Annotated in this window: 24 protein-coding genes; 12 read left to right on the top strand and 12 right to left on the bottom strand. The window is 71.8% G+C overall.

Annotated elements, in window-relative coordinates; translation table 11 throughout:
- Positions 1–32 precede the first annotated feature (32 nt).
- Positions 33–545, top strand: a complete 513-nt coding sequence (locus BH708_RS00835; RefSeq protein WP_076805835.1) for an inorganic diphosphatase — start codon at positions 33–35, stop codon at positions 543–545.
- A gap of 290 nt (positions 546–835) precedes the next feature.
- Here the strand turns inward: BH708_RS00835 and BH708_RS00830 are convergent, their stop codons facing one another.
- Together BH708_RS00830 and BH708_RS00825 are read right to left on the bottom strand one after the other, a co-directional pair.
- Entirely contained in the window at positions 836–1,576 is a 741-nt protein-coding gene (locus BH708_RS00830) for a hypothetical protein (protein WP_172805720.1), read from the bottom strand.
- Positions 1,577–1,657: 81 nt separating this feature from the next.
- Positions 1,658–2,341 carry a peptide deformylase gene (locus BH708_RS00825; protein WP_076805834.1) on the bottom strand — a complete coding sequence of 228 codons (684 nt, stop codon included), beginning with the start codon at positions 2,339–2,341 and terminating at the stop codon, positions 1,658–1,660.
- Positions 2,342–2,586: 245 nt separating this feature from the next.
- Between BH708_RS00825 and BH708_RS00820 the strand changes: the two genes are divergently transcribed.
- The 3 genes from BH708_RS00820 to BH708_RS00810 all read left to right on the top strand — a co-directional run bounded on the left by BH708_RS00820 (position 2,587) and on the right by BH708_RS00810 (position 5,841).
- Positions 2,587–3,672: an ABC transporter ATP-binding protein gene (locus BH708_RS00820; RefSeq protein ID WP_076805833.1), complete on the top strand. Its 1,086-nt coding sequence runs from the start codon at positions 2,587–2,589 to the stop codon at positions 3,670–3,672.
- A gap of 206 nt (positions 3,673–3,878) precedes the next feature.
- Entirely contained in the window at positions 3,879–5,120 is a 1,242-nt protein-coding gene (locus BH708_RS00815) for a DUF4032 domain-containing protein (protein WP_076805832.1), read from the top strand.
- Between the two features lie 16 nt (positions 5,121–5,136).
- A complete protein-coding gene (locus tag BH708_RS00810; protein ID WP_076805831.1) occupies positions 5,137–5,841 on the top strand; it encodes a YitT family protein in 705 nt (234 codons plus the stop codon).
- A gap of 174 nt (positions 5,842–6,015) precedes the next feature.
- Here BH708_RS00810 and rlmB read toward each other — a convergent pair whose 3' ends face one another.
- The 4 genes from rlmB to BH708_RS00790 form a co-directional block, all read right to left on the bottom strand.
- A complete protein-coding gene (rlmB, locus tag BH708_RS00805; protein WP_076805830.1) occupies positions 6,016–6,987 on the bottom strand; it encodes a 23S rRNA (guanosine(2251)-2'-O)-methyltransferase RlmB in 972 nt (323 codons plus the stop codon).
- A gap of 49 nt (positions 6,988–7,036) precedes the next feature.
- Entirely contained in the window at positions 7,037–8,479 is a 1,443-nt protein-coding gene (gene cysS, locus BH708_RS00800) for a cysteine--tRNA ligase (RefSeq protein ID WP_076805828.1), read from the bottom strand.
- A gap of 40 nt (positions 8,480–8,519) precedes the next feature.
- Positions 8,520–9,002, bottom strand: a complete 483-nt coding sequence (locus tag BH708_RS00795; protein WP_076805827.1) for a phage holin family protein — start codon at positions 9,000–9,002, stop codon at positions 8,520–8,522.
- Between the two features lie 85 nt (positions 9,003–9,087).
- Positions 9,088–10,278, bottom strand: a complete 1,191-nt coding sequence (locus tag BH708_RS00790; protein WP_076810618.1) for a LacI family DNA-binding transcriptional regulator — start codon at positions 10,276–10,278, stop codon at positions 9,088–9,090.
- Positions 10,279–10,448: 170 nt separating this feature from the next.
- Between BH708_RS00790 and BH708_RS00785 the strand changes: the two genes are divergently transcribed.
- From BH708_RS00785 to BH708_RS00775, 3 genes are read left to right on the top strand one after another with little or no spacing between them, the layout of a single operon-like run.
- Entirely contained in the window at positions 10,449–11,804 is a 1,356-nt protein-coding gene (locus BH708_RS00785) for a sensor histidine kinase (RefSeq protein WP_076805821.1), read from the top strand.
- Positions 11,801–12,457, top strand: coding sequence for a response regulator transcription factor (locus tag BH708_RS00780; protein WP_076805820.1), 657 nt, complete (start codon positions 11,801–11,803; stop codon positions 12,455–12,457). The genes BH708_RS00785 and BH708_RS00780 overlap by 4 nt, the downstream gene beginning before the upstream one ends.
- Positions 12,454–13,368: a DUF4097 family beta strand repeat-containing protein gene (locus BH708_RS00775; protein WP_076805819.1), complete on the top strand. Its 915-nt coding sequence runs from the start codon at positions 12,454–12,456 to the stop codon at positions 13,366–13,368. Before BH708_RS00780 ends, BH708_RS00775 begins: the two co-directional genes overlap by 4 nt.
- Positions 13,369–13,499: 131 nt before the next feature.
- Here BH708_RS00775 and acs read toward each other — a convergent pair whose 3' ends face one another.
- From acs to BH708_RS00760, 3 genes are all read right to left on the bottom strand, one after another.
- Positions 13,500–15,479 carry an acetate--CoA ligase gene (acs, locus tag BH708_RS00770; protein ID WP_076805818.1) on the bottom strand — a complete coding sequence of 660 codons (1,980 nt, stop codon included), beginning with the start codon at positions 15,477–15,479 and terminating at the stop codon, positions 13,500–13,502.
- 191 nt (positions 15,480–15,670) lie between these two features.
- Positions 15,671–16,561 carry a VOC family protein gene (locus tag BH708_RS00765; protein ID WP_076805816.1) on the bottom strand — a complete coding sequence of 297 codons (891 nt, stop codon included), beginning with the start codon at positions 16,559–16,561 and terminating at the stop codon, positions 15,671–15,673.
- Positions 16,562–16,571: 10 nt separating this feature from the next.
- Entirely contained in the window at positions 16,572–16,757 is a 186-nt protein-coding gene (locus BH708_RS00760) for a CopG family transcriptional regulator (protein WP_076805813.1), read from the bottom strand.
- Positions 16,758–16,902: 145 nt separating this feature from the next.
- Between BH708_RS00760 and BH708_RS00755 the strand changes: the two genes are divergently transcribed.
- Both BH708_RS00755 and BH708_RS00750 read left to right on the top strand, forming a co-directional pair.
- The gene (locus BH708_RS00755) at positions 16,903–18,009 is read left to right on the top strand and encodes an NADH:flavin oxidoreductase/NADH oxidase (protein WP_076805811.1); all 1,107 of its coding nucleotides are present in this window, start codon (positions 16,903–16,905) and stop codon (positions 18,007–18,009) included.
- A gap of 10 nt (positions 18,010–18,019) precedes the next feature.
- The gene (locus BH708_RS00750) at positions 18,020–19,147 is read left to right on the top strand and encodes an AMP-binding protein (RefSeq protein ID WP_253705432.1); all 1,128 of its coding nucleotides are present in this window, start codon (positions 18,020–18,022) and stop codon (positions 19,145–19,147) included.
- Here the strand turns inward: BH708_RS00750 and BH708_RS00745 are convergent.
- A complete protein-coding gene (locus BH708_RS00745) occupies positions 19,128–20,522 on the bottom strand; it encodes an L-serine ammonia-lyase (protein WP_076805809.1) in 1,395 nt (464 codons plus the stop codon). The genes BH708_RS00750 and BH708_RS00745 overlap by 20 nt on opposite strands.
- Positions 20,519–22,120: a DEAD/DEAH box helicase gene (locus BH708_RS00740; protein ID WP_076805807.1), complete on the bottom strand. Its 1,602-nt coding sequence runs from the start codon at positions 22,118–22,120 to the stop codon at positions 20,519–20,521. The genes BH708_RS00745 and BH708_RS00740 overlap by 4 nt, the downstream gene beginning before the upstream one ends.
- Before the next feature lie 70 nt (positions 22,121–22,190).
- On the opposite strand from BH708_RS00740, the gene panD reads away from it, so the two are divergent.
- Both panD and BH708_RS00730 read left to right on the top strand, forming a co-directional pair.
- A complete protein-coding gene (panD, locus tag BH708_RS00735; protein WP_076805806.1) occupies positions 22,191–22,616 on the top strand; it encodes an aspartate 1-decarboxylase in 426 nt (141 codons plus the stop codon).
- 95 nt (positions 22,617–22,711) lie between these two features.
- Positions 22,712–23,638: an AEC family transporter gene (locus BH708_RS00730; protein ID WP_076805805.1), complete on the top strand. Its 927-nt coding sequence runs from the start codon at positions 22,712–22,714 to the stop codon at positions 23,636–23,638.
- A 49-nt stretch (positions 23,639–23,687) separates the two neighbouring features.
- Here the strand turns inward: BH708_RS00730 and BH708_RS00725 are convergent, their stop codons facing one another.
- Complete coding sequence (locus BH708_RS00725; RefSeq protein WP_076805804.1) at positions 23,688–24,923, bottom strand: ROK family protein; 1,236 nt, start codon at positions 24,921–24,923, stop codon at positions 23,688–23,690.
- A 187-nt stretch (positions 24,924–25,110) separates the two neighbouring features.
- Between BH708_RS00725 and BH708_RS00720 the strand changes: the two genes are divergently transcribed.
- A complete protein-coding gene (locus BH708_RS00720; RefSeq protein ID WP_083713146.1) occupies positions 25,111–26,136 on the top strand; it encodes a carbohydrate ABC transporter permease in 1,026 nt (341 codons plus the stop codon).
- Positions 26,137–26,141: the final 5 nt, after the last annotated feature.

Here is a 26,141-nt window from a genome sequence, read left to right as displayed (position 1 = left end):
GCCCACAGGGCCGGAGCAACGGAGCGGCTGTCGTGGAATTCGACGTGACCATCGAGATCCCTCGCGGGAACCGGAACAAGTACGAGGTGGACCACCACAACGGGCGCATCAGGCTGGACCGGATGCTGTTCACCGCCACCCGCTACCCGGACGACTACGGATTCATCGAGGGCACCCTCGGTGAGGACGGCGACCCGCTGGACTGTCTGGTCCTGCTCGAGGAGCCGACGTTCCCGGGATGCCTGATCCGCTGCCGGGCGCTCGGCATGTTCCGCATGCGCGACGAGGCCGGCGGCGACGACAAGATCATCGCGGTGCCGGTCGGGGACCGCCGCCAGGTGCGGCGACAGGAGCTCACCGACGTCTCCGAGTTCCATCGCCTCGAGATCCAGCACTTCTTCGAGGTCTACAAGGACCTCGAGCCGGGCAAGAGCGTGGAGGGCGCCCACTGGGAGGGCCGCAGCGACGCCGAGGCCGAGATCAACGAGTCCTACCGCCGCGCCGCCGGCACCGAGCACGCCAACGAGTTCACGCAGGACGCCTGACCCCTCGCGCCGGCTCCCGGCGACCCCATCCGGCGACCCCATCTGACCTCCCCATCCGGCGTCTCGCCGGACTGCCCGGTGGCCCCGCCCGGTGGCCCCGCCCGGTGGCCCCACCCGGTGGTCCCACCCGCACCGAGCGTGGCCCCACCCGCACCGAGCTCTGCGCTCCCGTTGTCAAGATCGCCGGAAGCACCAGGTACGCAGAGCTCGGCACAGGGGGAGGACCGGGCCGGCCCGTGGAGGGCTGGGCCCGCCCGGCGGGCCGGAGCCGACCCTCCCCGGAGGTTCTGTCAGCCCTCCAAGGAGCTCCGGTCGTCCGCGAGCTCCCCGTCGAGGGTGGGGGCCTGGGAGAAGATCTCCAGCATCGCCTCGACCACGGAGCGCGAGACCGACCGCGCCCCCAGCCCGCCGATCACGGCTCCGATCCCGAAGGGCAGCAGCCGCATGAGCCACAGCTTCCCGGTGCGGGCGATCACACGACGGCGCACATACCGCGAGATCTGCTTGCTGACCAGGCCGGGCAGGAATCCGCCGCCCCCGCCGAGGACCGCATTCCACTGCAGCCCCTGCTGGCCCAGGGCGCGGGCGATGATCTCGGCGCCGCGATCGCCGCTGAGAACACCCATCAGCACCAGGCGGCGCGTGTGCTCATCGGACATGTCCACGTCGTAGATGTCCGCGACGGACAGGGTGAGGAAGGCACAGCCCTCCGCGAAGGAGACGCCCTCGCCGACCGTCAGGCCGAGGGCCGCGGCGGTGCCGAGCCCGGGCAGCGCGGCCACGCCCCCGATACCGGCGCCGGTGGCGGTCATCAGCAGCGTGAAGCGGCCGGTGACCTTCTGGAGCAGCTGGCGCTGCGTCGCCTCGGGATGCTGGGCGCGCAGACGCTCGACGTAGGCGTGGGCGAGCGGCGTCTGGACCTTCAGCGCGGCGTCGATGACGTCGAGCCAGCGCTCGTCGAGCTGCTCGCGGAACTCACCGCCGTCCTCCTGCTCGGTTCCCGGGGTGTTCGGATCGCTCGTGCTCACCATCGGCTCCGTCCTGTTCGTGGTCGTGATCGAGCCCAAGCTATCGCGTGGGCCTGTGCGCCGCCGGGCCCCGTGCCGCGCGTCTCACCGGGCGATGACCTCGCCGGGATCGAGCTCGGTGACCTCCCCGCGCAGTCCGAGGCGGCGCACGGCCTCGGAGAGGTCCGTGTAGTGGGCCGCGTAGCCGGCGTCGATGAAGGAGCGCGGCACCATCAGGTCATGGCACAGCGTCCCCTCCAGGTGGTCGGTCTCGTGCTGGAAGATCCGCGCGGTCCACCCCACGTGCTCCTCGTCGACCTCCCGCTGGGTTCCGTCGGGCAGCAGCTCGCTCGCCCGCAGGCGCACCCGCCGGGCACGGGGGACGATCGACTGCCATCCGCTGACGGACAGGCAGCCCTCCCAGGCGTAGACCCGTTCGCCGCCCAGCAGCTCGACCTGGGGATCGAGCAGGGCACGCAGCGGAAGGCTGCGACGCTCGAGCAGATCACCCTCCTCGTCCTCGCCCGGCTCCCCCGCGACGCGGTCCTCGACGACGTACAACGACAGGGGCAGTCCGATCTGCGGCGCGGCGAGGCCCACCCCCGGAGCGTCCCGCATCGTGATCGTCATCGCCTCGACCAGCTCGAGCAGCAGGGCGGGCTCGAGTTTCGCGCGGGCGGTGACGGCGCGGCGGCGCAGCGCGGGATGGCCGGCCTGCACGATCCGCAGCGGATCGGACGGCCTCTCGCGGCGGTCGAGGATCTTCCGGGTCAGCTCTGGGGTGTCCACCCCTCCAGTATCCCGCAGGCAGCACCCGGCAGGCGCACCCTCCCGCCGGCCGCAGCGGATCGGTCCGCCCCGTCGGCCGCTCCGGCCCGTGCCTCGGACAGCGCTCCCCATCACGGTGAGACGTGGGATACACTTCCTCTCGCCGGTGCAAGGGAGCACACCTCTTCGCGAGAGCGACCGAGACCGGTGATCATCACTTCACAACGGACCGTCCGGCACGTACCTGCCGGTGAAGGAGTTCCACCATGGCAACTGTCACGTTCGACAACGCCTCGCGCGTCTACCCGGGCCAGGAGCGCCCGGCCGTCGACAACCTCAACATCGAGATCGGCGACAGCGAGTTCCTCGTCCTCGTCGGCCCCTCCGGCTGCGGAAAGTCGACGTCCCTGCGCATGCTCGCCGGCCTCGAGGAGATCGACGCCGGCCGCATCCTCATCGGCGATCGTGACGTCACCGACGTCCCGCCGAAGGACCGTGACATCGCGATGGTGTTCCAGAACTACGCGCTGTACCCTCACATGACGGTGGCCGACAACATGGGCTTCGCCCTGAAGATCGCCGGCAACCCGAAGGCCGAGATCCGCAAGCGCGTCGAGGACGCCGCGGAGATCCTGGACCTGACCGAGTACCTCGACCGCAAGCCGAAGGCGCTCTCCGGCGGTCAGCGCCAGCGTGTCGCCATGGGTCGTGCGATCGTCCGCTCGCCCCAGGTGTTCCTCATGGACGAGCCGCTGTCGAACCTCGACGCCAAGCTGCGTGTGGCCACCCGTACCCAGATCGCCTCCCTGCAGCGCCGCCTCGGCGTCACCACCGTCTACGTGACCCACGACCAGACGGAGGCCATGACGATGGGTGACCGCGTCGCAGTGCTCGATCGCGGAGTGCTCCAGCAGATCGACACCCCGCGCCGCATGTACGACCACCCGCAGAACGTGTTCGTGGCCGGATTCATCGGCTCCCCGGCGATGAACCTGTTCGACTCCAAGCTCACCGACCAGGGCGTCGAGTTCGGCGGAGCCGTGGTGCCCGTGGACCGCGCCACGCTCTCCGACACCGACCAGAGCTCGGTCACGGTCGGTGTGCGACCCGAGGATCTCGAGCTCGTCGGCGACGAGCAGGGCATCGCGGTGGAGATCGACCTCGTCGAGGAGCTCGGCGCCGACGCCTTCGTCTACGGTCGCCGCGCCGGGGCCGATGAGACGGACAAGCCGTTCATCGCGCGAGTCGACGCGCGCCGTCCCCCGGCCAAGGGCGAGACGGTCTACTTCCGTCCCGCGGAGGGCCACGTGCACCTCTTCGACGTGAAGAACGGCCAGCGCCTGGGCGGCTGACCCACCGCACCACCGCGCGACGGGCGCCCGGCCATGGCCGGGCGCCCGTCCTCGTCCGGATGCCCGTTCTCGTCCGGATGCCCGCCGCCCCCGGGGTGCCCGTCGTCCGTGCGCAGATCCGTGATCCGCGTGAGGTTCGTGGTGTCATCCGGTGAAAAAGTGCCCAGAGACGGGCACGTCGTCGCGGTTCGGGAGAGAATGGAGCAATGGCACCTCTGGAGATCACCGCGTCACGAGCAGATCCGGCGCTGCTGGACCTGCCGTGGGACCAGCCGCTCGCCGACTGGCCCGAGGACATCCTCGCCGCGCTCCCCCGCGGCATCTCCCGACATGTGGTGCGCTTCGTGCGCGTCTCCGGGCGCGTCCTCGCGCTGAAGGAGATCACCCATGATCTCGCCCGCCGCGAGTACGAGATGCTGCGCCTGCTGGGACGTATCGGCGTGCCGTCGGTGGCACCCTTCGCCGTGATCTCCGGCCGCACCACACCGAGCGGGGAGCCGCTGGACGCGATGCTGATCACCCGCCACCTGCAATTCTCCCTGCCCTACCGGGCGGTGTTCAGTCAGGTCTCGCGTGAGGACACCGCGCAGCGACTGCTCGATGCCCTGGCCGTGCTGCTGGTCCACCTCCACCTCGAGGGCTTCTACTGGGGCGACGTCTCGCTGTCGAACACGCTGTTCCGGCGGGACGCCGGAGCGTTCGCCGCCTACATCGTCGACGTCGAGACCGGCAGCCTGTACGAGACCCTCACGGAGGGCCAGCGCCGCTACGATCTCGACCTCGCCCGCACCAACATCATCGGCGAGCTGATGGATCTGCAGGCCGGCGAGCTGTTCGATCCCGAGGCCGATCCGATCGCGGTCGGCGACGACCTGGTCGAGCGCTACGAGAGCCTGTGGTCCGCCCTGACCGAGCGCGAGCTGTTCTCGGCCGATGAGCGCTGGCGGGTCTCCGAGCGCATCGAGAAGCTCAACCGCCTCGGCTTCGACGTGGGAGAGCTCGAGATCACCACGGACCTCGACGGCACCACGCTGTCGATCCGCCCGAAGGTGGTAGACGCCGGCCACCACGCCCGCCGGTTGATGCGTCTGACGGGGATCGATGCCCAGGAGAACCAGGCCCGTCGGCTCCTCAACGACCTCGACCAGTACCGTGCCTCCACGGAGCAGCAGGCCGAGGACGAGGAGTTCGTCGCCCACGAGTGGCTGCAGCACCAGTACGAGCCCGTCGTCCGCGCGATCCCTCGGTCGATGCGCTCCAAGCTCGAGCCTCCGGAGTTCTACCACGAGGTGCTCGAGCACAAGTGGTTCCTCTCCGAGCAGGCGGGGACCGACGCCAGTCTCGACGAGACCGTGCGGCACTACATCCTGAACGTCCTCATCCACCGACCGGACGAGAAGTCCCTGGTCACCACCGAGACATCGGCGCTGCCGATCGCCGAGAGCTGAGGGGCCCGACCGCGACATGGCCGATCCCTCCCCTCCTCTGCTGGCGAATCTGTCCCTGCGCGATCAGCTGCGCGTGGACCGTCTGCCGCTGCGCCTGGCCCAGATGATGGTCGGCCTGACCGGTTTCGGCCTGTCGCTGGCGATGCTGCTTCGCTCCGGTCTGGGGGGCGCGCCCTGGGACGTGCTGCACGCGGCACTGGCCGAACGGGCCGGTCTGAGCGTGGGGACGCTCAGCATCGCGGTGAGCTTCGTGGTGCTGCTGGCCTGGATCCCGTTGCGGGAGCAGCCCGGCATCGGCACCGTCGCCAACGCGATCTGGGTGGGGATCAGCATCGATCTCGGCATGGCGCTGCTGTCCCCGGCGACGAGCGCGGCCCAGGCCGTGGTGCTCATGGTCGCCGGGGTCGTCATCAACGGCATCAGCGCCGCGGTGTACATCGGGGCGCAGCTCGGTCCCGGGGCGCGCGACGGTCTGATGACCGGGCTGGGACGGGTGCTGGGCCGTCCCGTCGGGCCGGTGCGGATCGGGCTGGAGGCGCTGGTGCTCGTGACCGGCTGGGCGCTCGGCGGGCCGGTCGGTGTGGCGACGGTGCTGTATGCCATCGGCCTGGGCCCGGTGATCCAGCTGGCGCTGCCGTACGTGGTCCTGCCCGTGCGCTCCCCGTCGCCGTCGGCGCGAGCCGAGGTGGTCGACGACGAGCCACCGCCCGATCCGGCCTGAGCCGGAACGGCGCCGGACCCGGGCGGCGGTGGTGATCAGCCGATGGCCGAGACCGACGTTCGCAGCAGTATGCAGCTCGCAAGCATGCCGAACGTCGATCTCGATGCGGAAGAGCCTCGATATCGACCGATGAACGATCACGCCCGGCGAACGATCACGGCCGACGAACTGCGTTCAGGCGCGGCCCTGCGCGGCGCGGACCCCGGAGATCTCGTAGAGCGCGATGGCCGCCGCCACCGAGGCGTTCAGCGACTCGGTGGAGCCGGTCATCGGCACCGAGACCACCTGATCGCTGATCTCGCGGGCCAGACGGGACAGGCCCTTGCCCTCGGCCCCCACGACGAGAGCGGTCGGCTGCGTTCCGAGGTCGAGCCCGCGGGTGGTGACATCGCCGTCCGCGTCCAGACCGAGAACGAACACGCCCTTGTCCTTCAGGGAGGTCAGGGTGCGGTTGAGGTTCGTGACCTGGGCGACGCGGACGCGGCCCGCGGCCCCGGCCGCGGCCTTCCACACGCTCGCGGTCATCGAGACGCTGCGCCGCTCGGGGAGGATCACGCCGTGCACCCCGAAGGCATCGGCGCTGCGCAGGATCGCGCCGAGATTGCGCGGATCGGTGATGCCGTCCAGGGCGATCAGCAGCGGCGGCTCGAAGGCGTCGGCGGCGATCTGCAGGAGGTCGTCGACCTCCGCGTACTCGTACGGGGGCATGGTCAGCGCCACGCCCTGGTGCACGGCGTGGTCCGTCATCCGGTCCAGATCGGTGCGGGAGGCCTCGGCGACGGGAAGGTTCTGCGCCGTCGCCAGGCGCATGATCTCCCCCACCCGCTCGTCGGCGTCGAGGCGGACCATGACGGTCAGCTGCGTGGCCGGGACCTGTTCGCGCAGCGCCTCCAGCACCGCGTTGCGCCCGGCCACCTGGTCGGCGCCGGGCGACTTCCTGCCGCCCTTCCCGCTCGAGCCGCCCGGGCCGCCGCGACGGGCGGGGCCGCTGGAGCCTCCCGTGTACTTCTTGTGGGCGGGACGGTCCTCGGCCCGGGGCGTCGGCCCCTTGCCCTCCAGGGCACGGCGCCGCACACCGCCGGACCCGACGGATGCCCCCTTCTTGCCCTTGCGCGTCGCGCCGCGGCGCGAGCTGTTGCCTGCCATCAGGTCGACTCCTCGGTCATGTCGGTCATCATCGTCGTCCTCGTCATGCTCATCGTGCGGGACCCTCGAGGCTCCAGCGGGCGCCGTCCTGGGCGTCCTCGATGCGGATGCCGGCCGCGCTCAGCGCATCGCGCAGGGCGTCGGCCCGGGCCCAGTCCTTCTGCGCACGGGCCGCCGCCCGGGCGGTCAGCTGGGCACGGATCAGGGCGTCCAACGCCTCATGCTCGGCGCCACCTGTCCCGACGGTGCTCGCCCATTGCGCCGACAGCGGATCCAGGCCCAGCACGTCGAGCATAGCGCGCAGACGTCCGAGCCCATCGGCCACGGCGGCAGGTTCCGCACCCTCGGCCAGCAGGGAGTTCAGCGCGCCCTGCTCGCGGTGGATCACGGCGAGTGCTTCGGGCACCGCGAGATCGTCGTCCAGCGCGGCGATGAAGTCCGCCGGAAGGTCCACGGCGGCGAGCTCGGCCTCCGGCTCTGCCAGCGCGTCCCCGGCGAGCAGCTCGGCCGCCCGATGGGCGGTCGCGGAGAAGCGCTCCCAGACCACCTCCGCCTCTCGCATGGCCGTCGCGTTGTACTCGACGGTCGCCCGATAGTGGCCGCTGACCAGCGCGAGCCGCACCGCCGGGGTCGGGTGGTCGGTCAGGGCGCGGGCTGCGGTGACGAAGTTGTCGAGGCTCTTGCCCATCTTCAGGCCGTCCACGGTGAGCACCCCGGCGTGCATCCAGCGCCGGGCGAAGCCGTATCCGGCGGCATGGGACTGGGCCTGCTCGTTCTCGTGGTGCGGGAAGCGCAGGTCGAGGCCGCCGGCGTGGATGTCGAAGGTCTCCCCGAGGTACTTGTGGCTCATGGCGGAGCATTCGAGGTGCCAGCCCGGGCGGCCGCGGCCGTAGGGAGTGTCCCAGGACGCGGTCTCCGGCTCGGTCGGCTTCGCGGCCTTCCACAGCGCGAAGTCACGGCGGTCCCGTTTGCCCGGTTCCGGCTCCTCGCCGGCGTCCTGCATGTCCTCGAGGCTCTGCCGGGTCAGCGCGCCGTAGGTGGGGTGGGACGCCACGTCGAAGTACACCGAGCCGTCGCCGTCCGCGTAGGCGTGGCCGCGCTCGATGAGACGCCGCATCAGCGCGATCATCTCGGGCACGTGCCCGGTGGCACGGGGCTCATAGGTGGGCCGACGGTTCCCGATCCGGTCCAGGACGTCCTGGAACTCCCGCTCGAAGCGCAGGGACCACGCCCACCATGACGCACCGGCCTCGGCGGACTTCTCCAGGATCTTGTCGTCGATGTCGGTGACGTTGCGGACATGGGCGACCTCGTGGCCGCTGCGCTCCAGCCAGCGCACCAGCACGTCGAAGGCGAGGAAGGTGCGCAGGTGGCCGAGGTGCGGAGCCCCCTGGGTGGTCGGGCCGCACACGTACAACGACACCGCCCCCCGGCGCACCGGATCAAGCGGCGCGGTCGTGCGGGTGGCGGTGTCGTGCAGGTGGAGAGTCACGTGCACCAGGGTACTGCCCTGGCCGGGGCCGAGCGTCCCCTCACTCGACGCGGGCGCTGACCTTCTTGCCGTAGAGCTCCTCGAAGGTGTCGTCGTAGGAGACGGCGTTCGCGCGCCGCTTGCCCTGGACGGCGTCGACCGCGGACTGCGCGGTCTCGATCGTGGTCTCGGGCGCCTTGATCTTCTTGGAGACGAGGAAGGCCACCAGTCCCGCGATCGCGGCGATCACGATGAACACGCCGGCGACGATCAGGAAAGCTGCCCAGTACGGCAGGCCGAGGGCCTGAAGTCCGGTGGCGGCGGCGAACAGCAGCATCACCCAGGCCGAGAGCAGGAGGAACAGCAGCACCGCGGCGCAGGCGGCGATGATTCCCACCTTGATCGCGAGCGCGATGAGCTCCTTCTTCGCGATGTCGATCTCGTGGTGGACGACGCCGAGGAGCTCGTCCCGGATGGACTGGACGAGTTCACCGATGGACCGCTGGGTGGGCGGCGTGCTCGGATCGTTCGTGGTGTTGATCATGGTCGGAGCCTATCGCAGGGGGTCGGGGTCACGGGTCATCGACGGAACCGGGTGGGCGGCCGGCCGGTGGTGGGCCGCCCGGTGGTCAGTCCACGGAGATGCGCTTGCGCTTGGTCGCCTCGGGGCGCGGTCCGGCCGAGCTGGAACGGCGCACCACGACCGACGGTGCGACCGCGACGTCGCGGGGCGGGGCCTCGAGCCCGGAGACGCGCTCGACGAGGAACTGCGCCGCCAGCGCGCCCAGGCGGTCGGAGTTGGGGTCGACGCTGGTGATCTGGGAGACGCCCGAGGAGGCCAGGGAGGTGTTGCCGTACCCGGCGACGGCGAGCTCCTCGGGGACGGAGAGCCCCGCTTCCCGCGCTGCCGAGAGCAGGCCGACGGCGGTGACGTCGTTCGCGCAGGTGACAGCCGTGGGGACGCGGCTGCCGCGCAGCAGCATCGACCCCGCCGTCTGCCCCACCTGCTCGGTGAAGTCGCCGGGCTCGACGCGGGCCTGGTCCTCGAGGCCGTGGCGGGCCATGGCCTTGCGGAATGCGTCGGCGCGCTCGCGGGCGACCTCGGCTCCGACCCCTCCGACGTGGGCGATCTCGCGATGGCCGAGACCGACCAGGTGATCGACCAGCAGTCCCTGGCCGACCTCGTCGTCGATGCGCACGGTGTCGAAGCTTCCGCTGAAGGACCTCGAGCAGCCGATGCCGACGAAGGGGCGATCACCGGTCGCCTCGAGCACGCTGTCCATGTCGGCGAGGTCCGAGACCATCAGGAAGCCGTCGACACCGAGCTGGACCAGCGACTCGATCGCCTCGGTGTCCGCCGCGACCGGGTACTCGGGCACACGGAGGCGGGTGGGGACCACCACCGCCGACCGACCGGTCGCCGTGAGCTCGATGCGGATCGCGCGGACCAGGTCCGAGATCCACGTGTTGCGCATGGTGTTGACCAGGACGGCGACGACGCCGCGGTGGTCCGTCTCCTCGCTGAGCTCCTCGAGCGGGAAGCGGAGGCGTTCGGCCGCCTCGCGCACGCGGGTGGCCATGCGGGGCTTGATCTCCTCCGCGCCGCGCAGCGCCCGCAGCGCGACGGCGCTGGAGATCCCGAGGGAATCGGCGACGTCGCGCAGCGTGCCGCGCTGCTGACCGGCGTCGTCCATCTCGGAGGCGGCGTGGTCGACGTTCTCGATGACCTGGCCGCTGGAGCCCTCGTCCCCGCGGGGCGCTCGGGAGTCGGAGGCGGGATCGATGGTGCCGTCGGAGGAGGCGCTGGCGTCACTGCTCATGGACCCATTGAACCGCATTTCCGCCGTCCGCCGTGACACCACGGGAGGGATCGGTCCGCTCCTGCCCCGCCGAGCGTCCGCAGGGACCGTCGGACGCGGGGGCTTTCCCCCGTCCGGACGGCGGGAGGTCCCCGTGGGCAGCGGTCACCGGCCCGCCTAGGCTCGAGTCCATGGACGAGACCACCGCGCCCCCGCCGGCGCCCCGACGCCCTCGGCTGACGGCCGCGGCCCTCGCCTCCGTGCTGCTCGGAGGCGTGCTGTTCTGCTCCTGGTTCTGGATCAGCCTCTCCGTGCTGCTGGGCGGGCTGGCGGCCCTGCCGGCCCTGGGATCGGGGCTGTTGCTCCTGGTCCCCTGGCTCCTCGTGATGCAGGTCGCCGTGCGGATCGAGCGCCGCCGGGCGGTAGCCGTGCACGGGGTCGGGGTGATCCTTCCCGCCCGCCGCCGTTCTCGTCGGACCGGGGCCGCGGGCTGGATCCACGATCGGTGGCTCGAGCTGGGCACCGGCGCGTTCTGGCGCGGGACGCTGCACCACCACCTGGCGATGCTCGTCGCCGGGGCGTTCTTCCTCCTCGTCCTCGTGCTGCTGTGGCTGGGCTGGACCGCCGGGGACATCGCCCTGCGGCACGGCCCGGTGACGCTGGGTTCGATCACGCTGTCGCGGTGGATGCTCGGCCTGCTCGCCACGATCTCCGCGGCGCTGGCCGGCCTCGCCCTGGTCCTCGGCGCTCTCGCCGATCGGGGCCTGGCCCGCGTGCTGGTCTCCGGGTCCGAGACCGACCTGCGCGAACAGGTCGCCGAGCTCGCCGAGCGCCGCCAGGGCGCCGTCGACGCCGCCGCCCAGGAGCGGCTGCGCATCGAGCGCGACCTCCATGACGGGGTCCAGCCCCGCCTGGTCAACCTCGCGATGACCCTCGGGATGGCCAAGCATGCGATCCACGGTGACCCCGACCGGGCGAGCGAGCTGGTCGGGCAGGCTCATCTCGAGGCCAAGGGCGTGATGACCGATCTGCGTCAGCTGGCCCGCGGCATCCACCCGGCCGTGCTCACCGACCGAGGGCTGGACGCCGCGCTCTCCGCCCTCGCCGCCCGGTCCTCGATCCCCGTGGATCTGCAGGTCGACCTCGGCGCCGCGGACCACGCGCTCCTGGACCGGGAGCGGGAGGCCGTCGCCTACTTCGTGGTCTCCGAGGCCCTGACCAACATCGCCAAGCACTCCGCGGCGGACTCCGCCTCGGTCACCGTCACCCAGACCCCCGAGGTGCTGCGGGTCCGCGTCGAGGACGACGGCCGCGGCGGGGCCCGGGTCCGCCGCGACGGACTCTCCACCGGGCTGGCCGGCCTCACCGACCGCGTGCGGGCCACCGGCGGCCGCCTCGAGGTCTCCAGCCCTGCCGACGGCGGCACGGTCCTGGTGGCCGTCCTCCCGCTGCTCACCGGGGTGCCCGCGACGGCGCCCGTCCGACCCGCCGCCCCCGGTGCCCCCGCGGCATCCGCCGGCATCGACTCCCAGGAGGTCCTGCGATGAGGATCGTGATCGCCGATGACGCCGTCCTGCTGCGCGCCGGGGTGGAGCGTCTGCTCACCGATGCCGGCCACGAGGTGGTCGCCGCCGTCGGTGACGCCACCGCCCTGCTCAGCGCCGTCTCCCACCACCGGCCCGATCTCGCCGTGATCGACGTGCGGATGCCGCCGACGTTCACCGACGAGGGCGTGCGCGCGGCGATGCTGATCCGGCAGCAGGATCCGCAGGTCGCCCTGCTGGTGCTCTCGCAGTACGTCGAGGAGCGCTATGCGACGGACCTGATCGCCGATTCGTCGCACGGCCTGGGCTACGTGCTCAAGGACCGCGTCGCCGACGTCGAGGACTTCCTGGCCGTGCTCGCCGACGTCGGAGCCGGCGGCACCTGGCTGGACCCCGAGGTGGTCCAGCAGATCTTCGTGCGCTCCCGGCGTCGTCGCACGCTCGAGGGTCTGACCCCGCGGGAGCGGGAGGTGCTCTCGCTGATGGCCCAGGGACGCTCCAACCAGGCGATCGCCGACACCCTGTTCGTCTCCGCCGGCAGCGTCGAGAAGCACATCTCCTCGCTGCTGACCAAGCTCGATCTTCCTCCCGTGGACGGGGAGAACCGTCGGGTCATGGCCGTGCTGCGCTTTCTGGAATCCGAGGACAGATCATGACCACCACGCATCCCGCTCCCCACCGCGGCACTGCCGAGGAGCCGGGCCGCCGCCTCTCCCCCTCCCCGCAGCGCGACCGCGGCTGGCGCACCCTGATCACCCTGCTCGGCGCGGCCGTGCTGCTGCTGGCCCTGCTCACGCTGGCGGCCGCATCGGTCACGGGCTGGTGGCTGGGGCGCGGCTACGACGACATCCCGGCCACGCTGGAGCTCGGCACGCCGGAGTCGCTGACGCTGAGCAGCGGTGTCGGCGACGTGCAGGTCCTGGCATCATCCGACGTCGAGGAGGTCACCCTCGCGCTGGTCGAGGACGGGGTGACCTCGCTGCCGGCCCCGGACGCGACGGCGCGGGCACGCATCACCCAGCACGGCGGGTCGACCGCGCCCATCGTCGACGTCCGTCAGTCGGACGGATACGGACCGGTGCCGTGGCAGGACGAGCACCAGGACGTCCTGGTGCTGATCCCGCTCGGTCACCGGCTCGCCCTCGACCTCACCACCGACGTCGGCGGCATCCGGGCCGACGGCGACTTCTCCGCGCTCGTCCTGACCTCCTCCGTCGGCGACGTGCGGCTCGACGAGGTCTCCGTCACGGACTCGCTGAGACTGCGCGCCGATGTCGGCGACGTGGAGGCCGTGCTGAGCGGAGCGTCACCGACCTCCGCGGAGGTGACGGCAGCGGTCGGGAACGTCGAGATGCGTCTGCCCTCGGACGCGGGGTCCGACGTGCGGATCGACGCCGAGCTCGGGGAGGTCGAGATCTCCCTGCCCGGTACCGGCCGCTGGGACGTCGAGGCGCGCACGGAGCTCGGCGAGACCCGGATCGAGCCGGAAGTGACCGGGGCTCCCGGGCCGGTGGTCGGCGCTCTCACCGTCACCTCGGAGATGGGGGACCTGTACATCGGTCGCTGAGCGCAGAGCCCGGGGCACCGGGCTCATGATGGCGAGCCCACGGCACCGAGCCCGGGACACCGGGCTCACGACGACGGGGCGGGGCCCCGGTCCATGGACCGGGGCCCCGCCCCGTGCGCGGCGCAGCTCGCTCAGCTCTTGCCGCTCATGCCTTCCTGGATCAGGTCCATGACCGATGCATCGGCGAGAGTCTGGGTGTCCCCCACCTGACGGTTCTCGGCGACGTCCCGCAGCAGCCGGCGCATGATCTTGCCGGAGCGGGTCTTGGGCAGCTCCGTGACCAGGAGGACCTTCCGAGGCTTGGCGATCGGGCCGATCTCCTTGCCCACGTGGGCGCGCAGGAGCTCGGGGACCTTCTCCTCGCCGCCGGCCGCGGCGATCTCCTCCTCGGTGCCGGTGCGGAGGATGACGAAGGCGACCGGCGCCTGACCGGTGGTCTCGTCGTTCGCGCCGACGACCGCGGCCTCGGCCACCCAGTCGTTGCTGACCAGCGCGGATTCGATCTCCATGGTCGACAGTCGGTGACCGGAGACGTTCATGACATCGTCCACACGGCCCAGCAGCCAGATGTCGCCGTCCTCGTCGCGCTTGGCGCCGTCCCCGGCGAAGTAGAGGCCCTGGAATCGGGACCAGTAGGTCTCCTTGAACCGCTCCGGATCGCCCCAGATGCCGCGCAGCATGCTCGGCCACGGCTTATCGAGCACCAGGTAGCCGCCCTGGCCGTTCTCGACCGGCTTGCCGTCGTCGCCCACCACCTCGGCGCCGATGCCCGGCAGGGCGACCTGCGCGGAGCCGGGCTTGGTCGCGGTGATGCCGGGCAGCGGCGAGATCATGATCGCGCCGGTCTCGGTCTGCCACCAGGTGTCGACGATCGGGCAGCGGTCCCCGCCGATCACCCGGCGGTACCACATCCAGGCCTCGGGGTTGATGGCCTCGCCGACGCTGCCGAGCAGACGCAGGGAGGAGAGGTCGTACTTCGCCGGGATCTCCTCGCCCCACTTCATGGCGGTGCGGATCGCCGTGGGCGAGGAGTAGAACTGGGTGACCTCGTACTTCTCGATGATCTCCCACCAGCGGCCCTGGTGCGGGGTGTCCGGGGTGCCCTCGTAGATCACCTGGGTGGTGCGGTTGGCCATCGGGCCGTACACCACGTAGGTGTGCCCGGTGACCCAGCCGACGTCCGCGGTGCACCAGTACACGTCGCTGGAGGGCTTGAGGTCGAAGACGTCGCGATGGGTGTACGCCGCCTGGGTGAGGTACCCGCCGGTGGTGTGGACGATGCCCTTGGGCTTCCCCGTCGTGCCGGAGGTGTAGAGGATGTAGAGGGGGTGCTCGGCCTCGACCCACACGGGCTCGTGCTCGCTCGAGGCGCTCTCGCGGGCCTCGTGCCACCAGACGTCGCGGCCGTCGGTCCAGTCGACCTCGCCGCCGGTGCGGCGGACCACGAGGACCTTCTCGACGCTGTCGCCGCCTCCGGCGAGCGCCTCGTCGACCGCGTTCTTCAGCGGCAGCTGCTTGCCGCGACGGTTCTGGCCGTCGGCCGTGACGACCACGCGGGCCTCGGCGTCCTCGATCCGCGAGCGCAGCGCGTCGGCGCTGAAGCCGCCGAAGACCACGGAGTGCGGAGCGCCGAGACGGGCGCAGGCCAGCATCGCGAACACGGTCTCGGGGATCATCGGCATGTAGATGGCCACCCGGTCACCGGTCTTGACCCCCAGATCGGTCAGGACGTTCGCCATCTTGCTGATCTCGTCCTTGACGTCCGCGTAGGTGAACCTCGCGTCGGAGCCGTCCTCGTACTCCGCGAACAGGGCGACCTGCTCGCCGTGCCCGGACTCGACGTGTCGGTCCACGCAGTTGTAGGCGGCGTTCAAGGTGCCGTCGGCGAACCAACGGGCGAAGGGAGCGTCCGACCAGTCCAGGGTCTCGGTGAAGGGCGTCTTCCAGCTCAGCAGGCTCGCCCGCGCTCGCCAGAAGGCCAGTCGATCGCGCTCGGCCTCCTCGTAGAGCGAGGGGCGAGCGACCGCGTTCTGGACGAACTCGGAGGACGGGGAGAACGTGCGGGTCTCCTGCGAGAGATTCTCGATCCCGGGTGCGGCGTCGTCGGACATCACTACTCCTGCTGGGTGGGCCCCGGATCCACCGGGGCGTTGCGGACTCCCTCACCGTATCGCAGGAGACGCACGTCACGCGCATCGTCCAGCGCTCGCCCCGAGCCCGTTCGTCGGTGGATCGGCACGCCGCAGCGGTCCGCCCCGGACGGCGCCCCGACACCGGTCAGGGCGCCGCCGATGCTCCGCTCTCAGCGCCGGGACCGGGGATGGATCTCCACCTGCTGCCCGTCGGGATCGGTGACGTGCACGCTGCGCACGCCGCGGCCGACGACCACGCGGGCCGGGTGCCCGGCGGCGCCGAGGCGCTCGGCGAGGGCGTCGAGATCCTCGGTGGTCTCGAAGCCGAGCCGGACCAGCGAGACCTCCAGCTCCGGATGCCCCGGGTCGCCCCCGGGCCGGAAGGCCGCCTCACCGTCTGCCGGCTCATGCAGTCCGATGGTGCCGTGGCCCGGATTGCCGAGGGCCCGGTACCAGCGGTCGCCGCCGTCGACCGGGAGGAAGCCGAGCGCGGCGAAGAACGCGACGTCCCGCTCCCGCTCCGGCCCGTCGGCGCTGGCGCGCACGGCCGTCACCGAGAGCCGCTCATCGGCCCCCTCCCCGTCGTGGGCGAGGTAGCCGTAGTGGTCCTCCTGGTCCTCGTTGACTCCGACGGCCTCGCCGTGCGGACCGGTGATGTTCCCCTGGCGGCCGTAGCTCTCGTCCCAGACCGTCACCTCCAGCCCGGCCTCCCGCAGCCTCTCGGCCGCAGCGTCGGCGGAGGCCACGGCGGTGCTCAGCTGCGTCTCCCCCGCCGGGGCGAGAGACGCCGAGCCGGCGGCGGCATGGACCATCACCCGACCACCTCCCCCGGCCACCAGGTCGGCGAAGCCCTCGCCCTCGATGGTGATCAGTGGCGCCATCCCCAGGGTGCACAGGAAGGCGATCAGGGCGGCCGGATCGTCTGTGAACCGCAGCGGGAAGACGGTGACGGTCGCCGCGGACCCGGCGGCGGTCGCGACCTCGGTCCGCATCGGGTGCTCGGCGGGGGCAGGATGTTCGGTCCCGATGGTGCTCTCGGCGGGCGTGGTGTGCTCGGTCATGACGGGCTCCTCAGGCGTCGTCGCGATGGGATGGGGCAGGGGCGAGGTACTGCCGCAGCGCGGCCTCCACGAGGGCGCTGAGGCTGGCGGACTCGTCGATCGCGCGGTGCTTGACCGCGACCACGAGGTCCTGGGGCAGATACACGTTGAACTGCACCTTGCGGGGCGGGAGGGGAGGATCGGCGCTTTCTACCATTCTCGGATGCTAGCATTCTTGCCCCCTGTGCGCCATGGCTGCCTGTCGACCGCGCATGGACGACGGGTCGACCTGCATCACCTCTGCGGTCCCCGTCGTGGTCGATCGCTCGCCCGCGCAGGCCGGAGGACTACCGTGAGGACTCATGGACCGAGATCCCGCCACCGCCCCGCCGTCGCTGCTCGCGCCGGCCCGCCTGCGCGACCTCGAGCTCCGCAATCGCATGTGGTTGGCCCCCATGTGCCAGTACATGGTCGAGGCGGAGGACGGTGTCCCGACCGACTGGCACCTGGTCCATCTCGGCGCCCGCGCCGCCGGCGGCTTCGGCCTGGTCATCACCGAGGCCACGGCCGTCACTCCCACCGGGCGCATCAGTCCGCGGGACACCGGCCTGTGGAACGACGAGCAGACCGGTGCCTGGTCACGCATCACCGACTTCTGCCACCGACAGGGCTCGGCCGCCGCGGTGCAGCTCGCCCATGCCGGCCGCAAGGCCTCCACCTGGCCGGCCCTGCCCGCATACTCGGCGCGGCGCGGGACCATCCCCGAGTTCGCGTCCGGCTGGCGGACCGTCGGCCCCACCGCCGAGCCGTTCCCCGGCCTGGACGCCCCGGACGCCCTGAGCACCGCGGACATCTCCCGCGTGGTCGAGGAGTTCGTGGCCGCCGCGCGTCGCGCCGAGCAGGCCGGCTTCGACGCCCTCGAGCTCCACTTCGCCCACGGCTATCTCGTCCACGAGTTCCTCTCGCCGCTGGTGAACACCCGTCAGGACGCCTACGGCGGGGACGGCCCTGGCAGGCGCCGCCTGGCCCGAGAGATCGCCGCCGCCGTCCGCGAGCAGTGGCCCGCCGACCGGCCCGTGATCGTGCGCATCAGCGCCACGGACTGGCTCGACGGCGGCTGGGACATCTCGCAGTCCATCGAGCTCGCCCGGGAGCTGGAGGCCGTCGGGGTCGACGCCCTGCACGTCTCGACCGGCGGCGCCGTCATCGCGGACATCGCCGTGGGCCCCGAGTACCAGGTGGGCTTCGCCCGTACCCTGCGCGAGGCCGTCTCGCTGCCGGTCACCGCCGTCGGGCTGATCACCGACCCGGCCGGAGCCCAGGCGATCCTGGACCGCGGGGACGCCGACTTCGTCGCCGTCGGCCGTGCCGCCCTGCGCGAGCCGGGATGGCCCCAGCGCGCCGCCCACGAGCTCGGGGTGCGTGATGCATCGCTCTACCCGGGCGCGTACCGCCGCGGTTCCTGGTGACCGGGGGACGGTGGCTGTGATCGACCTGCTGCGGACCTCCGCCGCCCTGCGTGCCCGGGTGGCGCTGCGCCCCGGGAGCGTGGTGCTCGTCGACCGCTTCGGGGAGCTGACGGCGGCCGAGCTGCTCGATCAGGTCCATCTGCTCGGGCACCGCCCGCGTCGCGCCGCGCGCCACACCCCCACCCGGGGTCTGCGCGTCCTGCCGCCCGACGCCGCGCTGCGGCAGGTGCTGCTGGAGGCGTTGGCCGGCGACGGAACCCTCGACGTGCGCTCGCGGGGCACCGTCGGCGGGGCCAGCACACTGCATCGCGGGGCCCTGTCGCCCACCCAGCTCGCCACCCTCGTGGACCTGGCGCGACGCACCGGTCTGCGTCCGGGCCGACGGGTGGCCAGCGCCGCCCCGGGAGTGCACCGGCACGGACTGCTGGTGGCACTCGGCGCCCTCGCGCTGGGTGCACCGCTGGTGGACCTCACCCATCTGTCGGCGAGTCGGCGGATCGCCCTGCTGCACCGCGCGCCTCCGTCGCTGCTGACCGGGGTGCCCGTGCACCTGGAGGACCTCCTGCACGCGGACATCGAGTTCGGGGGCCATCGCCCGCTGCGGATCCCCCGCATCGTCTCCGGGACCGACCTGCTCCCGGAGACCCTGCGGGCGGATCTCGCCCGCCACTTCCACGGGCGGGTCCACGATGTCTACGGCACCACCGCGACAGGCCCCCTGACCGTGGACGGCCGAACGCTGCGCGGCGTCCGTCTGCGGTCGCAGGACGGGCTGCTGCGGGCCCGGACCCCGTTCACCCGGGGCCGCACCCTGACCACCGATCGGGGCCGGATCGACCCCGACGGGACCGTCCTGGTGACGGGCCGGACGGACGGCGCGGTCCCCGCGGGAGGGATGATCCAGGATCCCGGCGCCGTGGCGCGTCTGCTGCGCGCCCAGCCCGGCATCGCCGCCGTGCAGCTGCGCATGGTCCCCGGGGAGCGCAGCGGCTCCTGCGCGATCGCCGAGGTGACCCTCGCGCCCGGGATGCCGGTCGGCCTCGCTCCGGGCCCGGAGGAGCTCCGCGCTCTGGTGCGCGACCGGCTCGGCGCGGCCTCGGTCCCGAGCGAGGTCCGACTCAGCAGTCCGGAACGCTGACCGGCACCGCGGTCACGGCGAGCCCGCCCATCGCGGTCTCCTTGTAGCGCTCGCTCATGTCGGCGCCCGTCCGGCGCATGGTCTCGATCACGGTGTCCAGGGAGACGAAGTGCTCACCGGTGCCGCGCAGCGCGAAGCGCGCCGCGGTGATCGCCTTGACCGCGGCCATGGCATTGCGCTCGATGCAGGGCACCTGCACCAGACCGCCGACCGGATCGCAGGTGAGCCCCAGGTTGTGCTCCATCGCGATCTCGGCGGCGTTCTCCACCTGTGCGGGCTTGCCGCCCATCGCCTCGCACAGCGCGGCCGCGGCCATCGAGCAGGCCGAGCCGACCTCGCCCTGGCATCCGACCTCGGCGCCGGAGATCGAGGCGTGCTCCTTGTACAGGGAGCCGATCGCCCCGGCCGTCAGCAGGAACCGCACCGCGATCTCGTCGGGGTCGACCCCCTCGATATAGGTGGTGGCGAAGTGGAGCACCGCCGGGATGATGCCGGCCGCCCCGTTGGTGGGGGCGGTGACGACCCGGCCGCCGGCGGCATTCTCCTCGTTGACGGCGAGCGCCGCCAGAGAGACCCATTCGAAGGCGTTCATCGGCAGGCGGACGGGGTCCTCGGCGCTCAGGGCGTCGTACCAGGCGGCCGCCCGGCGGTTGACCTCCAGACCACCGGGCAGCACGCCGGGGGTGCGGATGCCGCGTTCGATGCAGTCGCTCATGGTGTGCCAGATCGCGAGCGCGGCGCTGCGGATCTCCTCGTCGCTGCGCCACTGGCGCTCGCGCAGCAGCATCGCCTCGGAGACGGAGATGCCGCGGTCCTCGCACACGGCCAGCAGCTCGTCGCCGGTGGTGAAGACGGTCCGCCCCTGGCCCTCGGCCGTGACCTCGGCGATGGACCGGTCCATGTCTGCCTCGTCGACCACGAAGCCGCCGCCGACGGAGAACATCGTCCGGCGCAGCACCTCCTCGCCCCGGGCGTCCAGGGCCACGAAGGTCATGCCGTTGGGGTGCTGGGGCAGGAAGGTCAGCGGGTGCAGGGCGATCCGCGAGGGGCGCAGTCCCACCTCGAGCGTCCCGTTCAGCAGCAGCCCGCCATCGGCCTCGATCCGTGCCACCCGTTCGCGCCCGGCGATGGGGTCGACGTCCTCGGGATCGGCGCCCTCCAGTCCCATCACCACGGCGTCCAGGGTGCCGTGCCCCTCACCGGTGGCGGCGAGGGATCCGTACAGGTCCACCGCGACGTCGGCGACCCGCGGGCCGGTCAGCTCGTCCTCGAGGACCTCGCGGGCGAACTGCGCGGCGGCGCGCATGGGGCCGACGGTGTGGGAGCTGGAGGGTCCGATCCCGATCTTGAACATGTCGAAGGTGCTGATGCTCATCGGGCGCCTCCTCGGTGCCGGCCGCGGCCGGGCCGGGAGGAACCACCGCCGCGACCTCCGGCGCCGCCACGGCCGCCGCCGGATCCCCGGCCTCCTGTGCCGCCCTGGCCGCTGGGGTTCTTGCCGGCACGATTCCTGCCGGGCGAGGTCTTGCCGCGCGAGGTCTTGCCACCGCTGCGCGAACCACCGCCGCCCGGACCGCCGCCGCGGCGCGAATCCGCCCCGCCCCGTCCCGGACGCCTGGCGCCGGAATCGGGCTCGGGAGCCTCCTCCCAGGAGGCCCTGCGCTCCTCGTTGGCACGGCGCTCCTCGGCGCGGCGCTCATCCGCCCCGCCCCGTCGGGAGAGGTCGAGCTTGCGCGGGGCGCCCTTGTACTTCACGAGCGCCGGATCCTCGGCGGGTTCCCCCGCCGGAGCGCGACCGCCGAGCTCGTCGAGCGCCGGCTCCTCGGCGCTCGCGACGTCGGCCCATCCGGCCTCGACCTCGGCCTCGCCGACGATGCGCCGGGTCCGGGAGACCTGATGCGGCAGGGCGAGGGTGACCACCACACCGGCGGCGCCCGCGCGGGCGGTGCGGCCGGACCGGTGGACGTACTCCTTGACGTCGTCCGAGGGGTCGACGTGGACGACCATGCCGATGTCGTCGATGTGCAGGCCGCGGGCGGCGACGTCGGTCGCGACCAGCACCGGGAAGGCTCCCTGGCGGAAGCCGGCCAGCACGTTCGTGCGCAGCCCCTGCTGCTTGTTCCCGTGCAGCGCGGCTGCCGGCACCCCGACCTCCACCAGCTCCTGGGCGACCCGCTCGGCGCCGAGCTGGGTCCGGGTGAACAGCAGGGTCCGCCCCGGCCGCGCGGCCAGCTGCGCGGTGACCTCGCGCTTCACGGAGGGCTCGATGGTGAGCACGTGATGGTCCATCGAGGCCACCGCGGCGGCGACCGGAGTGGTCTCGTGGCTGACGGGGTCGACCAGGAAGGCATCGACGATCTCCTCGACCTGTCCGTCGAGGGTGGCCGAGAAGAGCATCTTCTGCGTCCCCATCCCGATGGCGGCCAGGATGTCCCGCACATCGGGCAGGAACCCGAGGTCGGCCATGTGATCGGCCTCGTCGAGGACGGTGGTCTCGACCAGGTCCAGCTGCAGGGCGCCGCGCTCGGCCAGGTCGATCAGACGACCCGGCGTGGCGACGATGATCTCCACGCCGCGGGCGACGGCATCGGCCTGCTTCTCGATGTTCATGCCGCCGGCGACCAGCTGTGCCCTGATGCCGACCGCGCGGGCGAAGGGGTGGATGGTGTCGACGACCTGGACGGCGAGCTCGCGCGTGGGCACCAGCACGACGCCGAGGGGGCGTCTGCGGTGCACCTTGCGCCCTCGGAAACGGGAGGTCATGGCGAGCGTGAAGGCGAGGGTCTTGCCGGATCCTGTCTCGGCGCGGGCCAGCACATCGCGCCCGGCGAGCGCGTCGGGCAGGATCGCGGACTGGATCTCGAAGGCGCTCGTGAGCCCCTGCTCGGCGAGGACGCCGAGCAGCTCATCGGGCAGCGCCATGTCCTCGAACCGCTCCGAGCTGTGGGCGGAGCGACGGCGGGCCTTGGGCATGGTGATCCTCCTGACGATGCGGACCCGCCCATCATCGCGCATGTGGGGGACGTGGGAGAATGGCAGGACGATGTTGCGCACTCTCATGACTTCGAAGATCCACCGGGCCACGGTGACGCAGGCGGACCTGCACTACGTGGGCTCGGTGACGATCGACCCCGATCTCACGGAGGCCGCAGGGCTGGTCGAGAACGAGCAGGTCTCGATCGTCGACATCACCAATGGTCACCGCCTGGTCACCTATGTGATCGAGGGGACGCGCGGAAGCGGCGTGATCGGGATCAACGGCGCCGCGGCGCATCTGGTGACCCCCGGCGACCTCGTGATCATCATGGCCTACGGGCAGTTGGACGAGAGCGAGATCTCCACCCATCGCCCCCGCGTGGTCCACGTGGACGAGAGCAATCGCATCGTGGCGCTCGGAGCAGACGGCGCCGAACCGGTGCCGGGCATGCCCGATCAGTTCTGCGGGCGCACCTCCGGCGGGATCCGCTGAAGCCCGCACCCGACGACCCATGGACACCGGAAGCCCCTTTCCCGGCCGGCGACTAGGATCGCGTCCGTGATCCGTCCTCGCCCCTGCCGCCTGCCGTGACCGGGGTCCTGTCCGGCTTCTTCATCGTCTGGGCGCTCATAGGCGTGGGCTGGGTGGCCGGCCGCGCCGGCATCCTCGGACCGCAGGGCCGGTACGTCCTGAACCGGGCGACGTTCTTCATCGCCTCCCCCGCCCTGGTGCTCATCGGGCTGCTGGAGTCCGACGTCCGCGAGGTGCTCTCTGTCCCCATGGCGGTGGCTGCCGTCTCGGGCCTGGCCACCGGCGGCCTGCTGCTGCTCGGGCTGCGCGTGTTCACCGGGCGCCGCGGCACCGAGCTGCTGATGGCCGCGATCAGCGGATCCGTCGTCAATGCCGCGAACATGGGCTTCCCCATCGCCGCCTACGTGCTCGGGGACATCTCGCACGCGCTCCCGGTGATCCTGTTCCAGATGGCCCTGTACAACCCGCTGTACCTGTTCGTGCTGCACCAGAGCACCGAGAAGGAGTCGATGGGCCTGGGCGGGGTGGCCCGCGCCATCGGGGCGAACCCGGTGATCGTGGCCGCGGCCGTCGGCCTCGTCCTCACGATGGTCGACGTGCAGATCCCCGACGTGGTGCTCGAACCCGTGCGGTCGCTGGCCGATATGGCCATTCCCGCGATGCTGCTGGCCTACGGGCTCTCCCTGTACGGCTCGAGACCCTTGGCGAAGGACGACGGCTACCGCGGACTGATCGCCGTCGCCGCCTCCGCGAAGCTGCTGGCGATGCCGCTGATCGCCCTCGGGGTGGGCCTGCTGTTCGGGCTCTCGGGGCACTCGCTGTACGAGGTGGTGGTGATGGCGGCACTGCCCACCGCCCAGAACGTCTACGTGGCGGCGGCCCGGTACCGCGCCGCCGAGAATCTCGCCCGGGACACGGTGCTGATCACCACCATCGGCACCGTCCTGGTCCTGCTCCTGATCTCCGGCGTGCTCGGCGTGTGACCCCACCGAGCAGCAGCTCCCGGAGTTCGCCGACCTCGCCCCGGCGACCTCAGAACGGGGACGTGCCGGAGGTGCCGGGCGCCAGCTCCTGATCGAGGAAGAGGCTGGCCGCCCCGATCGCGCCGACGTCATCGCCCAGGTGGGAGGACTCCACCACCCCCGAGGTGCCGGCCCTCCAGCCCTCGAGCGCACGGAGCACCTCCGCCTCTCCGACCTCCCGCAGTGCGGGCCAGGTCGGCCCACCGATGATGATCCGCTGGGGGTCGTGCACCCCGGCCAGGATGCGGATCGCCTCCCCGAGCGCGCTCGCATGGGAACCGATGATCGACCGCGCCGACGGCGAACCGTCCGCGGCAGCGGCCGACAGCGCCTCCAGCGCCGCGGTCGTCCCTGCCCCGGCGGGCATCGAGATCCCGGCCTCGCGCGCGTTGGCGATCATCACGTGCGCATCGGTGTACAGGCTCTGGCAGCCGTGGCGGCCGCACGGGCAGACCTGATCCGCTCGGCCGATGGGCAGGTGGCCGATCTCCCCGGCCTGGGTGCTGCCGCCGCGGTGGACCCGGCCCCCGCCGCTGACGGCCGACCCCACGCCGTGCCCGACGTACAGGTACAGGATCGTCTCCACGGCGTCGAGATGGCGCGACCAGATCTCCCCCGTCAGGGCGGCGTTGGTGTCCTTGTCGAGCGTCGCGGGCAGACCGGTGACCGCGCTGAGCGCATCGACCACCGGCACGTCCCGCCAGCCCGGGATCCACGGCGGGTCGCGCAGGATCCCGGCATCGGCGTCGAGCCCGGCCGGGGCCGCGATCCCGATCCCCAGCAGGCGACGATGGGTCGCCGTCTCGGCCTCCCCCTCCCCCGGCACAGGTCCGCTCGCCCCCAACGAGCGGCTCAGCTCCGCGATCGCCGCGGCGATCCGTTCGAGATCCGCGCGCGGATCATGCGTCGGCGGCGCGAGCGTCGTGCGGGCCACCGGGCGCGCCGCGAGATCGCAGATCACCACGGCGATGTGCGCGGGGTCCAGGTGCACGCCGATGGCGAGCCGGGCGTCGGCGACCACCCGCAGCAGCGTGTGCGGCTTGCCGGGGCCGGAGATGCGCCGGCCCGCCTGCTCCACCAGCCCGTCGGCCAGCAGGCGCCGGGTGATCAGCGAGACCGCCTGGCGGGAGAGACGACTGCGCCGGACCACCTCCGACTGGCCGATCCCGTCCGGGGCGCTGCGGATCGTCTGCAGGACGAGCTTCTCGTTGAACGCGCCGATGTCCGTCATCGATGAGCCGTGCACGGGGCCTCCTCTCCGACCGCCGACGCGGGTGCTTAAGCGGTTATTGCATATGTCCATCGGTGTGAGTAACCTACCTCACACGGGACGACGCGGCCCCTTCTCCCCCACGGATCCGCGAGGCACCGACGCCTACTGCTCCCGCTTCACCGCACCGAGGGCGGCGCGGTGCTTACCTGAAGGGAGAGCGATGAGCGCCAGCGACGTCGTCGCGACGGACACCCCGCGGACCGGACCATCCGGCCCCGGCCCCGCCGCCGACCCCACAGCGCGCAGCGGACCCCGAGCCGGCGACGGCACGGCGGGCACGAGGCCGGTGAAGAGAAAGCTCACCGGGCGCGAGAAACGCAATCTGCGGATGGGACTGCTGTTCATCTCCCCCTGGATCATCGGGGTCACGGTCTTCGTGATCTACCCGCTGATCTACTCCTTCGCGATCAGCCTGACCCAGTACTCCGGGATGCAGTCCCCGACGTTCATCGGGTTCCAGAACTACATCGCCGCATTCCTCGACCCGCTGGTGCGCACCGCAGTCGGCAACACCGTCTACTACATGCTCCTCGCGGTCCCGATCGGGCTCGTGGTCGCGCTGCTGCTGGCCTTGGCGATGAACCGCAACGTGCGCGAGGTCGCGCTGTACCGGACCTTGCTGTACCTGCCCTCGCTGATCCCGATGTTCGCGCTGTCGTTCATCTTCATCGTGTTCGTCAACCCCCAGTACGGCATCGTCAACCAGTTCCTGGGGCTGTTCGGGATGCCGGCCACGAACCTGCTGGGCGACCCGCAGTACGCGAAGATCGTCATGATCGTGATGGCCCAGCTCGGTGCGGGCAATGCGGCGCTGATCTACCTCGCGGGGCTGCGGAACATCCCCGACACCCTCTACGAGGCGGCGCGCATCGACGGAGCGAGCCGGTTCCGCCAGTTCTTCGCGATCACCGTCCCGCTGCTGACCCCCACGATCCTGTTCAACCTGATCACCGGTGTCTCCGGCGCGATGATGGTGTTCACCGAGGCGTTCATCATGACGGACGGCGGGCCGGACAACTCGACGCTGTTCTACATGCTGTACCTCTGGCGCAACGCGTTCTCGTACGGGCAGCTCGGCTTCGCCTCGGCGCTCGCGGTGCTGCTGTTCCTGTTCGGCATGCTGCTGGCCGGACTCATCTACTGGCTCTCCCGCCGGTTCGTGAACTACGACGTGTCGGCCGGCTGAGGAAC

This window comes from Brachybacterium sp. P6-10-X1, assembly GCF_001969445.1.
Taxonomy (GTDB): domain Bacteria; phylum Actinomycetota; class Actinomycetes; order Actinomycetales; family Dermabacteraceae; genus Brachybacterium.
The sequence above is the reverse complement of the archived record's forward strand: the minus strand, read 5'-3'. Positions and strand labels throughout refer to the sequence as shown.